The 13613-nt window shown below is 45.0% G+C and carries 12 protein-coding genes; 3 read left to right on the plus strand and 9 right to left on the minus strand.

Annotated features, from left to right (window positions below):
- Window positions 1-229: 229 nt before the first annotated feature.
- Both MKY28_RS16865 and MKY28_RS16870 read left to right on the plus strand, forming a co-directional pair.
- On the plus strand, window positions 230-640 hold the full coding sequence (locus MKY28_RS16865; RefSeq protein WP_051447152.1) for a uroporphyrinogen-III C-methyltransferase: 411 nt from the start codon (window positions 230-232) through the stop codon (window positions 638-640).
- A complete protein-coding gene (locus MKY28_RS16870; RefSeq protein WP_036669840.1) occupies window positions 637-1701 on the plus strand; it encodes a phosphodiester glycosidase family protein in 1065 nt (354 codons plus the stop codon). The genes MKY28_RS16865 and MKY28_RS16870 overlap by 4 nt, the downstream gene beginning before the upstream one ends.
- Before the next feature lie 298 nt (window positions 1702-1999).
- Here the strand turns inward: MKY28_RS16870 and MKY28_RS16875 are convergent, their stop codons facing one another.
- The 6 genes from MKY28_RS16875 to MKY28_RS16900 all read right to left on the minus strand — a co-directional run bounded on the left by MKY28_RS16875 (window position 2000) and on the right by MKY28_RS16900 (window position 9663).
- A complete protein-coding gene (locus MKY28_RS16875; RefSeq protein ID WP_340936438.1) occupies window positions 2000-3016 on the minus strand; it encodes a LacI family DNA-binding transcriptional regulator in 1017 nt (338 codons plus the stop codon).
- A 77-nt stretch (window positions 3017-3093) separates the two neighbouring features.
- Window positions 3094-5259 (minus strand): beta-glucosidase BglX, encoded by a 2166-nt coding sequence (gene bglX / locus MKY28_RS16880; RefSeq protein WP_340936440.1) that lies wholly within the window; start codon window positions 5257-5259, stop codon window positions 3094-3096.
- A gap of 98 nt (window positions 5260-5357) precedes the next feature.
- Window positions 5358-6953 (minus strand): ABC transporter substrate-binding protein, encoded by a 1596-nt coding sequence (locus MKY28_RS16885; RefSeq protein ID WP_036610025.1) that lies wholly within the window; start codon window positions 6951-6953, stop codon window positions 5358-5360.
- Window positions 6954-7006: 53 nt separating this feature from the next.
- Window positions 7007-7909: a carbohydrate ABC transporter permease gene (locus MKY28_RS16890; RefSeq protein WP_036610027.1), complete on the minus strand. Its 903-nt coding sequence runs from the start codon at window positions 7907-7909 to the stop codon at window positions 7007-7009.
- Window positions 7910-7927: 18 nt separating this feature from the next.
- Complete coding sequence (locus MKY28_RS16895) at window positions 7928-8887, minus strand: ABC transporter permease (protein ID WP_017689585.1); 960 nt, start codon at window positions 8885-8887, stop codon at window positions 7928-7930.
- An 11-nt stretch (window positions 8888-8898) separates the two neighbouring features.
- Entirely contained in the window at window positions 8899-9663 is a 765-nt protein-coding gene (locus MKY28_RS16900) for an alpha/beta hydrolase (protein WP_036610029.1), read from the minus strand.
- A 473-nt stretch (window positions 9664-10136) separates the two neighbouring features.
- Between MKY28_RS16900 and MKY28_RS16905 the strand changes: the two genes are divergently transcribed.
- Entirely contained in the window at window positions 10137-11060 is a 924-nt protein-coding gene (locus tag MKY28_RS16905) for a serine hydrolase domain-containing protein (protein ID WP_340936441.1), read from the plus strand.
- A gap of 102 nt (window positions 11061-11162) precedes the next feature.
- Here MKY28_RS16905 and MKY28_RS16910 read toward each other — a convergent pair whose 3' ends face one another.
- The 3 genes from MKY28_RS16910 to serC form a co-directional block, all read right to left on the minus strand.
- Window positions 11163-11417, minus strand: coding sequence for an AbrB/MazE/SpoVT family DNA-binding domain-containing protein (locus tag MKY28_RS16910; RefSeq protein WP_036610032.1), 255 nt, complete (start codon window positions 11415-11417; stop codon window positions 11163-11165).
- 167 nt (window positions 11418-11584) lie between these two features.
- A complete protein-coding gene (trmL, locus tag MKY28_RS16915) occupies window positions 11585-12052 on the minus strand; it encodes a tRNA (uridine(34)/cytosine(34)/5-carboxymethylaminomethyluridine(34)-2'-O)-methyltransferase TrmL (RefSeq protein ID WP_017689589.1) in 468 nt (155 codons plus the stop codon).
- A gap of 97 nt (window positions 12053-12149) precedes the next feature.
- Entirely contained in the window at window positions 12150-13238 is a 1089-nt protein-coding gene (serC, locus tag MKY28_RS16920) for a 3-phosphoserine/phosphohydroxythreonine transaminase (RefSeq protein ID WP_340936442.1), read from the minus strand.
- Window positions 13239-13613 lie beyond the last annotated feature (375 nt).

Genomic DNA, 13613 nt, shown 5'->3' on the forward strand with positions numbered 1-13613 from the left:
GGTCAAAATATAGTATAAATTTCCTGCATTTCTATCTAAAAAAGTCGAAAAACCTGCCCAAAGTTCCTACTTATTGCATCTATAAGAAATTGTATCCTAGGACTTCCTTCCGATGCAATCTCTTTTTACTCTATTAAGTAAAGAATTTCATTTTTGCGTAATCAATAGGGGCATGATAGAATGAGGACTGGAAATTTTTTTGTACCTATAAATGACCAGGAGTGATGATATGAAACCATCTGACCCGTCCTCTGACATCCATCACACCCGGAGCGCCAAAGGCAAGGCTGGATCTTCAATCAAACTGTTTCTGGTAATGTGGATTGTTCTCATTGCACTAGGAGTCGTTGGAACCTACTATTATAGTAACCATCTCCAGCAACAGATGATTAACCAGCTTCAAGCCCATAATCAGCAGCAGATTGCAGCGCTAAAAACCGACTATGAAAATCAGCTAACAACGATATCAAAGGAAGTAGAAGACCTGCAGGGACAGGTTCAATCCTTCAATGAATTGCTGACTTTCACCAAGGATAATGCAAGTGACAAAACGGATAACAGCAACAAACTGTATACCCAGCTGAGCGAAGTCAAAAAACAACTGGAGACACTCCAGAAAAAGATGGACCTGCTCAAATGATTACACCCGTCAAACAGGTTAATCGTTTTTTTATGCTTGCACTCGCTCCTTTTGTTGGATTGATATTATGCCTGCTGCTGCTTCGTCCTCCACTTGAACCCGGAGGTTTGATGCCTACCGAACTGTCAGAGGATACGATTACACCCCGGACCCAAGCAATTAGCCAAGAGCTTGCGGGGGCAAAAGATGCTGCTGTCCAGACTTCTTCTTCTATTAAAAGAACGACACAGCTCTATAATAAAACAACTAGTACGATGTCTACACTTGTGCAGAAGGCTTCCACCCAGGCGGATCGTCCGGAAACGATCTACAACAAACGGATTTCATCCAAGCTTGGCGTTCCATTTGAACGGGTAGACAGTGACCGGCTAACGATTGAAATGTACAGAGTGAATCCTGGCAGCTATAAGGGCTATGCCATGAAGATCAAGCTAAAAGACCCTACTGCCATGCAGATGGCTCTAGACAGTGAACCTGGGCGTTCTGAGACGACCATGCAGGCTGTGAAGCGTAACGGCGCAATTGCCGGGATTAACGCAGGTGGATTTGCTGACAGTGGCGGCAAACGTTATCCACTTAGCACAACCGTCATGGACGGGAAGTACGTGAACGGTTTCCAGGCCAGTTTCAAAGATCTCTTTTTTGTAGGACTTAACGATGCCGGTAAACTGGTCGGAGGCAAGTTCTCCGACAAAAACTCACTGGATCGCCTGCAACCACAATTTGGGGCTACGTTTGTTCCGGTGCTGCTACAGAATGGGCGTAAAACCACAATTCCTGCCAAATGGAAAGTATCACCCAAACGAGCACCACGTACAGTCATTGGCAATTATAAGGATGATCAGTTATTAATCATTGTGGTCGACGGATATAATGAGGGCGGAAGTTCCGGTGCTACCCTTGAAGAGTTGCAAGGACGGTTGTACAAGCTTGGGGTGATTGACGCCTATAATCTGGATGGCGGTGGATCATCCTCGCTTATTCTGAATAATCGGGTTGTAAATAACCCTTCAGATGGCAGCCTCAGACCGGTGCCCACACACTTTTTATTTTACAAATAATAGGGTGAAGCATTTCTTTTCTACCTATAATGGTTATAATAGAAGAAAATGAGCTTGTGCAGGAGGTGCGAAGGGCATGTCATTTTCACTGACATTCTGGATTATTGCAATCGTATTGACTCTCTTCATTACAGGCATTCTCACTTCATCCTACAACAATGACAAAACAAAAGGCTTGTAATGGCCAAGCCTCTCTCCGTAGAGGCTTTTTCTATTGCTTCATCCTCGAAATAACAAGAGACAAGGCTTAAAAGAATGATTCGATTCTTCTAAGCCTTGTCTCTTGCTGTATTCGGGATCAATAGCTAACCGCCCGGTCATTCCGCATAGATATAACAGAATCAGACGAAATAGGCCCACTCACCGACCTACCCTCAACTAATGTCACATAAATTCGTTCATGATCAACGGGTTCTCCAGCAATAATTTTGATCAGTTGTTCAGCGGCGAGTGATCCCCACTTGCGCTTGGAATAATCAATGCTTGCTAATCTCGGCTGGACGTATTTGCTCAATTCAATATTGTCGAATCCGATGACATCAATCTCCTGACCAACGCCAAGTGCACTGTCTGCCAGACGATCACACAAGCCAATAGCCATCTCATCATTGAGGCAGAATACCGCTGCCGGTCCATCATACACCTGTACAATCTGATCTGCGGCTTGTTCTCCACCACTCTTCTCGAAATCTCCCGTGATCTCAATCCATTCCACATCGGCTTCACGTTCCGCAACCTGTCTCACAGCCTTTAACCGCTGCACAGAGTCAAACGAACCTTCCGGTCCTGTCACCACGTAGATTTTCTTATGTCCCTGTTCAATCAGATGTTCCATCGCAAGTGTTGCCCCGGCCTTATTATCCAGCAGAACCTGATTAATGTTGGGATGATCCATCTCGCGGTCCAATACAACGATTTTGTGCCCACGATCGGCATACTGCATTAGTTCCTCACTTGCAAACGTATGATCCAGAATGATCGCACCATCAATCATTCTCTCTGGAAGCATGCGATGGGATTGTTTACCACTGCACACGATCAGGTCATAGCCTTGAGCATTACATACGGCTTTCATGCCACTCAGCAAGTCTCCATACACATCTCCTCTAAAATCGGTCAAGAATACACCTAGAATTTTGGATTCCCTCTTCTTCAGTGTTCTTGCTGCGGCATTTGGAACATAGTTCAGTTCTTTGGCAATGGCCAAAATTTTGGAACTCGTCTCATCGGTCACTTTGTTGCTGCCATTCAGCGCATATGACACAGTAGAGATGGAAACTCCCGCCTGTTTGGCGATATCCTTGATACTGACCACATTCTTCGCTCCCCTGTTATGTTCATCAGGCCTTCCATAACAAAAGGCCTGACACATTACTCTTTACATTCACAAGATTAAACAAGTCTGAATGATTTCTTCTGAGTATCCCGACTGTTTGCACCCACAAGAATATGGAACTCGCCTCGATCACTGCGGTGGCTTAAATCGGAATGGTGATAACGAAGCTGTTCTTCATTTAACGTAAATGTGGCTGTACCACTCTCGCCTGGCGCCAGTGCAAGTTTCACATATCCTTTCAGCTCACGCATAGGACGAACGACTTCACCCGTTACATCACGAACGTACAACTGAACGGTCTCTACGCCTGCGCGCTCACCCGTGTTTGTTACACGTACTTGAATGCTCAGGGACTCTTCGGCAGTCATCTCGTTACTTGACACTTCAAGATCACCATAAGAGAACGAAGTGTATGAGAGACCATAACCGAACGGAAGCAAAGGTTCATTCGGGCTGTCAATGTATTTGGATACGTAACGTTCTTCCGTCTTCTCCGGGTTCAGTGGACGACCTGTATTGAAATGGTTGTAATAGACCGGAATCTGACCTACGGACTGCGGGAAAGACATCGTCAGACGTGCAGATGGATTCACTACACCTGTCAGAACATCTGCGATCGCTGCTCCGCCTTCACTACCTGGGAACCAGGCTTCAAGAACGGCATCCGATTCATCGATTACACCATGCAGATCCAATGGACGGCCGTTGAAAATAACGCTGGCAATCGGTTTTCCCGCTGCTTTGAGCTGTTTAACCAATTCCAATTGGGCTGCTGGCAGACGAATATCCGTGCGCGAGCCACCTTCTCCACTCATCTCGGAGTCTTCACCAAGAGCAAGGACAATCAGGTCTGCTTTGCTTGCCACTTCCAGGGCTTCGGCAATCTGCTCAGCTGTAATCGTATGAACATTACTGCCTTGAGCAAATTGAACTTTCCCACCCGTCAGGCGTTCTTGCAGAGCTGTTCCCAATTTAACTGCATCTTCCTTAACCCCTTCACAGGACCACCAGCCCAGAATATCAGGACTCTGTGCAAAAGGACCAATGAGGGCTACATTAGCATCAGGTTGAAGTGGAAGCACGCTGCCATCATTTTTCAACAGGACAGCCGATTTGGTTGCCAGTTCATACGATACCTGACGGTGCTCTTTGGAGAATACAATCTCACGTTCACGTTCAGGATCAGCTGCACGAAGTGGGTTATCGAACAATCCCAGCTTTTCTTTCAGTTGCAGAATTCGCAGAACGGCTGCATCAATGAGCTTCTCATCCACTTCACCACTCTCAATCAGTTCAGGCAAATGATGCACATAACAAGGTGTCATCATCTCCATATCTACTCCTGCGCGAATGGCACGATATGCCGCTTCACGATCATCTTCCGCAGCACCATGCGCAATCATCTCGCGAATGGAAGCCCAATCCGAGATCAATACACCATCAAAGCCCCACTCGTCACGCAAAATGCCGCGCATTAACTTCTCATTGCCACTTGCCGGAATACCGCCAACCGTATTGAACGAAGTCATAACCATCTCCACGCCCGCATCCAACGCTGCTTTGTACGCTGGCAAATAGTACTCACGCAAGTTACGCTCAGACATGTCCACCGTATTGTAATCCCGACCACCCTCAGCCGCTCCATACGCCGCAAAGTGTTTAACACAGGCTGCAAGACGATCTGGCTCATCCTTCAAGCTGTCGCCCTGATATCCACGTACAAACGCAGCCGCGAACAAACTGTTCAGATAAGGATCTTCTCCTGTCGTTTCCATCACACGGCCCCAGCGCGGGTCACGAACCAGATCCACCATAGGTGCAAAGGTAACATGCAAACCGGATACAGCTGATTCACGTGCTGCAATTTCAGCACTTTTCTCAGCCAGTTCTGTGTCCCATGAACAACCGATCGCGAGTGGAATCGGGAAAATGGTTTTGAATCCATGAACTACATCAGCCATGAACAAAAGCGGAATGCCCAAACGGCTTTTTTTCATATAAGCTCGCTGTACATCAATGATGGCCTGCGCACCGGACAACCCCAGAATGGACCCACTAGCATCCACGGACTGCTCCGTAATTCCCATCTCTTCCATCGGCCCTGTGATCTGACCTTCAACATTTGTTCCTTCATAAAAGTTGGCAGTCAACTGAAGAAGCTGAGCTGTTTTTTCCTCCAACGTCATCTGTTTTACCAGGTCTAACAACTGCTCGTTATTCATCTGATCGCATCCTCCACTACAAGTTGTTGAAATAAAGAACCCGGCTGCGTTCGGGGAGAGACCGCGCACCGGGTTCAAAATTAATTACTGAATGATTACTAGAATTTATCGTTTAGCTCATCCAGATAAGGTTGAACCAGGGACATTTTACTGTTTACCCATTCTTTCCAGTTTGCCTCTAGATCTCCGTTTTTGAGGATCAAGTTGGCATACTCATTCTGGTAGTCAAATGAAGCCTGACTCTTAGCTTTGGAATCGTACAGGTTGACATCCCAATCGTATGGTGCAAGCGATTTGCCTTCTGTACCAAGTTTTGCTTTTTCTTCGAACAATTTCACGGCTCTATCACGGTAATCTTTTTTGATTGCAGGGTTTACAACACTGAAGTCGTCACCGAGCAGATACAGACCTTCGAAACGTGCTGGATATTTATCTTCCAATACCGTTCCTTCTGGCAACAAGCTAACGAGTTCGTTGTTTTCATCATATTTCCAATCTTTTCCTTCAAAGCCCATGTTGATGAGCAACTGTCCTTCTTTTGTTGCGGAGTAATCGATCAGATCCATGATCCGTTCGAATTTCTCGTCACTAATCTCCGGATTGAAGATCAATGCAGACCAGAAGTTGGCTTGTTCCATGTTACGGTATTTACCGTCATCGCCTACTACGATTGCTGTGTGTACCAGTTCATCACTATCTACACCCAGATTTTTTTTCATATCGGAATCCAGACCTTGTCTGTACGAAGCCAGTCCGCCCAGACTTGTTACAGCAGCTGTACCTGTTACTTTGAAGTTGTTTTGACCTTCATTGTTTTTCCATGTGTAGAACTCAGGATTGAGCAGTCCATCTTTATAGGCTTTTTGCATCAATTTAAGTCCTGTCAGCGTTTCAGGATCTGCTGGTCCCCAGTGAAATTGGCCATCTTCACCTTTGTAGAACGGAGAGTCAGTCATGGCATGCACACTGTTTGGCATAATCATGTTTGTCATGGCATCTGCCGCATTGTAGGACAGAGGTACAAGTTTGTTACCCACTTTGCCTGGATCTTTTTCTTTTACTAGCGCAGCATATTCGTTCAATTCGGTTGTTGTATAAGCATCTTTCAGTTCAAAACCAACCGCTTCAGCCCAGTCTTTACGAAGCGCAATGACACCAATTTGGTTCGTCAGTGGATCAGCTGGTTTGTTCTCGAAGTAGATTGGTCTAGGCAGGACATATGTTCCACCCGTCAATTCTTCCAACTTGTCTCCAAGACCCGTCAAATTGTAAGCTGCTGCCACGTTAGGCCAGCGTTCTTTCCAGTCATCCGGGAATTTGTAGAACAAACCTTGTTCAATGCTGTTAATGGCATCGCCATGTACGTAGTTCCATACCGCTACATCCGGCAAGTCGCCAGAGTTGATCCACAGACGAAGTTTCTCGCCCCATGAATCCCAATCGATATAGTTGTAGTCCCAAGTTACATTAAATTTGTCTGTCCAGAACTTGTGGAAGTCATTATCCAGGTTCCCGTTTTTGATTTCTGTCAGGTTAGCTACAGAGATGGTCAGGTTGTCTTTGTAATTTCCCTCTGCATCTTTTTCGTTACCACCTGAAGCTCCTTGACTGGAACAAGCGGTCACCATCAGCATAACTACACTAAGCGTGATAGCAAAGAGAGCTCTTACTGACAACTTTTTCTTCGTTTTCATGTTTTACCCCCATGTTTTTTAGTAGAATTTTATTGCAAAATCCTATACGTATATCAGGTCTTGATTGCCCCTGTTAATACCCCTTTGGCAAAGTGTTTTTGCAGCATTGGGAAGAAACACATAATTGGTACCATGGTGACAAATACGGCCGCCATCTTCATGCCCATTGAGAAGTTGCTTGCCTGGGCAGCATCCACACTGGATGCATTGGATGCATTCGTCGTAGATGTCACGATAATATTTCGGAGTACATTCTGGAGCGGTAACTGATCCGCTTTTCGAAGGAATATCATCGCATCATACCAACTGTTCCAATAAGCCACACCGTAGAACAACGTGATTGTAGCCATAATTGGTGTAGCAAGCGGAAGAACAACGGAGAACAAAATTCTCCACTCTCCTGCTCCATCCAGTCTCGCCGATTCCATCAGCGATTCAGGCAAGGTGTAGAAGTAGTTCATCATCAGAATCATGTTAAACGCACTGAAGCTTCCCGCCAGGATAACGGACCACAGCGTACCTGTAAGATGAAGTGATTTCATGATCAGGTACAGCGGCACGATACCACCATTAAAGATCATGGTGAACAGTACCAGGAAAAAGAGAAATTTCTTAAACGGAAATTTGTTGCGACTAAGACCATATGCCATGCTTGTTGTCAGGAACAAGCTGAGTGGCAAGCCGATGACTAGCAATATAATTGTATTTTTGTACCCCGTCAGAATCGTTCCGTCAGCGAACAATGCCTTGTAGGAATCCAATGTCCATTCTTTAGGGAACATCAAAAATGGATTGTCAGCATATTCTTTTTGTGTTGCAAACGAGATCATGATGACATTCCAGAATGGAATCAGGATCATCAGGGCAAGCACTAGTAATACGGCGAAAATAATGTAATCGAGAAGTGTCATTTTTTCTGTACCAATTCTCGGTTTTTTGTTAGCTTTCTTGCTCATCTCATTTTTCCTCCTCTCTTATCGGAACAAACCGTCTCCGCCAAGCCACTTGGCAAATCTGTCAGCAAGAAGCAGCAAGGCCATATTCACCAGGGAACGGAACAAGCTGACCGCTGTCGAGAATGAGAAATCGGTAGATGACTGGAACGTAATCCGATAGATATATACATCGAGTACTTCCGATACATTTTTGGTAGCGGCATTTGCCAAGTTGAAGATCTGGTCAAACCCGGAAGACATCAATCCACCAACCGAGAGAATAAACATGATTGTGATGGTTGGAAGGATGTTCGGTAAAGTAATTTTGAACATCTGTTGCATACGGGAAGCCCCGTCAATCTGTGCTGATTCATACTGATCCTGATCAATACCGGAAATGGCAGCCAGGAATATAATCGCGCCCCATCCACTTGATTTCCAAATATCAGTCAACAGCAACATGGGTACAAAGTTGGATTCAGACCCCAGGAAGTTAATCGTTGGCAATCCGAGTAATCCGAGCGCGCTATTTACCAGTCCGTCATATGCCAGCACATTGATGACTACCCCGGATACGATGATCCAGGAAAGGAAGTGCGGGAACGTAAGAACGGTTTGGAACAATTTTTTCCCTCTGCGCATCCGCAATTCATTCAGCAACAGCGCCAGAATGATCGGGAACGGGAACTGAATAATCAGTTTCAAAATATTGATGTACAGCGTACGCCATACTGCGTCGATAAAGGTTGGATCACGGAAAACATATTTGAAGTTCTCGAATCCGCTCCATGGACTTCCCCAGATGCCCAGGTTGGCCTTGTAATCTTTGAATGCCAGAGACAGGCCACCCATCGGCATGTAGGCAAACAGTATTAGCCAGACAAGCCCCGGAATAAGCAGGGTGTATGTCATTCGGTGCTTCCAGATTTCAGTCCAGAGCGAATTGCCCTTCACGTTTCCCTTCAGCTTTTTGCTAGGTCCTTCGGCTGCAGGTTTCACATTGCATCTCCTCACTCTACTATGGTCTTGTCGTTGTACAGAAAATCAAACATCGTTCTCAGGTGGTGCTCCCAAAATTTCCATTCATGAGCCCCCGGCGTCTCCACATACCGAAAATCAAAGGCAGTCCCCTGCATGTATTTCGCATAGTCGCGATTCATCTCTACAAAGGGGTCACTATCGCCACAGCAACTGAGGATATCCGGTAAAGGAACACCCTGTTCCAGCAGCTTGGCCGACAGTGCGTAAATATCCTGATCGGCTTTTACCTGTAAACGTTCTCCAAAAACCGCTTTCATTTCCTTGATCATTGTCGCTGGCATATGGGGATCATGAAGCCGTGTCTGGATATCCGTTACGCCAGATAGAGACACTACTTTGCGATATCGCTCTGGATAAGTTAGTCCACATTTCAGTGCACCATATCCACCCATGGATAAACCTGCAACGTATGTTTTCTCCGGATCAGGATTCAGATTGAGCAGACGCTTGCATATTTCAGGTAACTCCTGAGTGATGTAGTGGAAGTAATTCAGGCCGTATTCCATATCGGTGTAATAGCTTCGATTCGCTTCCGGCATAATGATCGTACAGCCATATTGCGCTGCATACATCTCAATTGTGGTTAACCGTTGCCAGGTACTCGCATTATCGCCTGCCCCGTGCAACAGATATAGTGTACCGCCTGAAGTCTCTCCGGAGTCACTGGACACAACATGTATGCTGGTATTCATGCATAAGGTTGGCGATCCAGTTTCGATCGTTATATGTGCCATAAATGTAACCCCTCTCATCATCGCCTGCTGTCTTTACTCATTCGTTTCTCTGGCGTTGGATTGCAGGCTGTTGTAGATTCCCTTGTATTACGATGGGTTATCGAAACGATTTTCTCGAATCGTTTCAAAACATAGCCAACGTTGATTCACATGGACTTCATTACAACACTTTTAATGTGGAAGCGATTTCTTCGAATCGTTTCGAATAAATCATAAGCCCGATGAGTAAATCCTGTCAATAACCTTTTTACAAATTTCGCGTTTTTTTCTCGAAAAAATGCTCTTTTAAGTCTAAATTTGCGTCCAAAGACACTATTATTACGAAAAAATGAAAATTTAGTAAGTACTATTACAACTTTAATTGACACCAAACCAGGTTTATACTAACATGGGTTCTGATTTTGCATTCGAATTACGGAAACGTTTCACCAACCGATTTTACTCAGGTTTCACCTGATATTAGGGAGGTTAATATGTCTGAGCAACTCAAAGGTTTCATTCATACGATTACGGAGCAACAATTGAACGTTTTTTCCATTCGCATATTACAAAAAGGGCATCTGCTTGCCCATTGGGACCGGGATAAGGATCAGCGCAGAGTACAACATTCCATCAGTAAATCCTTCACGTGTATGGCCGTTGGTCTTGCGCTTGAAGAAGGTCTGATACATCTCGATGCGACACTTGGTGATTATTTCTCTTATGATCATGATCATGTACCCGCCACACAGCGCAATCCCCCATCGCCGCAGGAATTGAAACTAAGTGATCTTCTCCGAATGTCTTCGGGTCATGACTCTCCCCCTCTTTGGGCTGATGAGCGAGCTTCATTGACCGAAAAGGACTGGGCGAAATATTATATGTCTCTGCCTATGGACCGGGTACCTGGAGAACAATTTACATATAGCAGTGGGGATACATTTATGATCTCAGCCATGCTACAGGCTGCTACCGGCCAAAACGTGAAAGATTACCTGACTCCACGGTTATTTGATCCGCTTGGCATCCATGATGTAGAGTGGGAAACCTCTCCACTCGGCGTAACGCTTGGCTGTGCAGGTCTTTGGATAAGCAATGAGGAACTGAGTCGATTTGGACAGTTACTGTTGCAGGAGGGCTTTTGGGAAGGCAGACAGCTTGTACCTGCGGATTGGATTCGACAGGCTACGTCCCAGCAGATCGAAACGACTGGAGACGGTGATTGGGGAAAAGGTTACGGGTATCAGTTCTGGATGTGTTCCCATGATGCTTACCGCGCCGATGGCGCCTATGGTCAGTTGTGTATCGTAATTCCCTCAAAGGAAGCTGTCATATGTATTAATAGTGAGGAAGAAAATATGCAAGGCATCCTGAATGCCGTCTGGAATGAGGTTTTACCCCTTTACACCCAGCGTTAGTCTACTTATTTTATCTTTTTTTTCAATTTGCAATTATGCCATCCAATTGAGAATAAAACAAAAAAAACGCCACGGGGTCAATGGACCCCATGACGTTATTTCTTATCCGTGTTGTGGAAGCTGAGTCATTTCATCTAAACATTGTGCGCATATGTAACGCTCTTTGAACTCGTTGACTTCCTCGATGGATCCGCAGAAAATACATTTTGGACGATATCTCTCCAAGATAATATGGTCCCCTTGTACTAAGATTTCTACAGGATCTCCCTCATTCATTTGATACCTTTTACGCAAAGATTTAGGCAATACGATCCTACCTAATTGGTCAACTTTGCGAACTACTCCAGCTGGCTTCATAGCTACGGCACACCTCTCCTATCTTACTCTAAATTTCTAGGTACATTTGTACTATGTTTATAGATTCGCCAAGATTTTGTCGAATCCTGCTGGAAATAAACATTTTTTGTCCTTTTTTTTGAAAAATGTTTTTTTTCCGAATTCTAGCCGTCATTTATAACCAAATTTTATCCTTCTAACCCCGGGAAATTGAGCTGGCGTAACGCTTCATATACAATAATTGCTGCCGAATTGGACAGATTTAATGATCTAACGTCACCAGTCATTGGCATTTTCATGCATGTATCGGGATTCGCAGCAATTAATTCAGGTGGCAGGCCTTTAGTCTCTTTACCAAAAACGAGGAAATCCCCATCCTGAAAATTAAAATCACTATATCGGTTCTTGGCCTTCGTAGTTGCATAGAAGAAACGACCTTCCGGATATTTTTCCTGAACCTCAGCAAATGAGTCGTGGTATTCAATATGGACAGCATGCCAGTAATCCAGCCCTGCACGTTTCAATGTAGCATCATCTGTTCGAAATCCAAGTGGACGTACGAGATGCAGATGGGTCCCGGTTGCCGCACAAGTACGCGAAATATTGCCTGTGTTCGCCGGAATTTCTGGTTCAACCAGAACGATGTGTAAAGCCATATGTGTTCAATCTCCTTTTCATTTCATGTTGACGACAACCCTCTAATCTTAAAGAAAAGCCCTCCACACGTCAATGTGGAAGGCTCCCTATACTTAATTATCCATTTGTCTTCTGGAAGTGGCTCATGAAGTCTGTCAGTGCCTTAACACTTTCATAAGGAGCAGCATTATAAATGGAGGCACGGAGACCACCCACACTGCGATGTCCTTTCAAACCTACAAATCCTTCTTCCTCCGAAGCCTTGATGAACTTTTTCTCCAATTCTTCCGAAGCAAGACGGAAGGTTACATTCATGAGGGAACGATCTTCTTGTTCCACACAACCACGGTAGAAATCACCGGAACCATCAATTGTGTTATAGAGCAATTCCGCTTTTTTCGTATTTTTTTGCTCAATACCAGCCAGTCCGCCCTGTTCTTCAATCCATTTCAATACTTCATTCACCATATATACTGAGAAGGATGGTGGCGTATTGTACAGGGAATTGTTATCTACATGTGTGCTGTAACGAAGCATGGTTGGAATCGTTTTAGGCGATTCGCTCATCAGTTCCTCACGAGCAATTACAACCGTAATTCCGGATGGACCCAGGTTCTTCTGTGCACCCGCGTAGATCATGCCGAACTGATTAAGATCAAATGGTTTACAGAAAATATCACTCGACATGTCCGCAATCAGAGGTACTGAACCGGTATCCGGGAACGACTTGAATTGCGTACCTTCGATCGTTTCGTTGGAAGTCAGATGCACATAAGCCGTACGTTCTGGCAAACTCAGATTCGAAACATCCGGCAATTTCATGAACTTCTCTGCTTCTGAAGATGCAGCAACATGTGTCTCGCCGATCAACTTCGCCTCAGACAGAGCCTTCTTCGCCCAGCTGCCAGTCATCACGTAACTTGCAGTCTGCCCTGCACCGAGCAGGTTCATTGGCAACATCGCGAACTGAGTGCTTGCACCGCCCTGCAGAAAGAGAACCTTGTATCCTTTTGGACTGCCTAGAAGCGACAACAACCGCTCCTGAGCTTCATTATGTACAGACTCATACACCGCTCCACGGTGAGACATCTCCATAATCGACATGCCTGTATTACGAAAATCTACAAATTCCGCCTGTGCACGCTCAAGTACCTCAAGTGGTAACGCCGCAGGTCCTGCATTAAAGTTATACGCTCTTTTTGTCACAAAATCCCCCGCCCTTTCCATCCGTAACTCTGACATACAAACAGCATTTTGCACAATTCGATTAGAATCGCTCACGGGTATAAGAGTTGGACAGGAAGAAGCATCCTGATCCAACCAACGTATAGACAAATTGAATCATTTTGATCTATATCTTACTTATTGAAAGTCGCTCTATGGATTTGTGCAAAATGCACTCAAAGTAAATATTATCGCTATGATATCAGTATTCTCTATCTGCTTCAAGGGCAATATGCACTGAAGTGTTGAATTCAGGTCATCAAATTCCTTTATCACCCTGCAAAGTTAAAGCACTACATTGTTTAATTCAAGGAAAAGCCTCCGAGAGCGTGTCCCGGAGGCTTTAAGTTGGAACAA

The sequence above is a fragment of the Paenibacillus sp. FSL R5-0473 genome, assembly GCF_038004565.1.
In the GTDB taxonomy this organism is placed as follows: Bacteria; Bacillota; Bacilli; order Paenibacillales; family Paenibacillaceae; genus Paenibacillus; species Paenibacillus amylolyticus.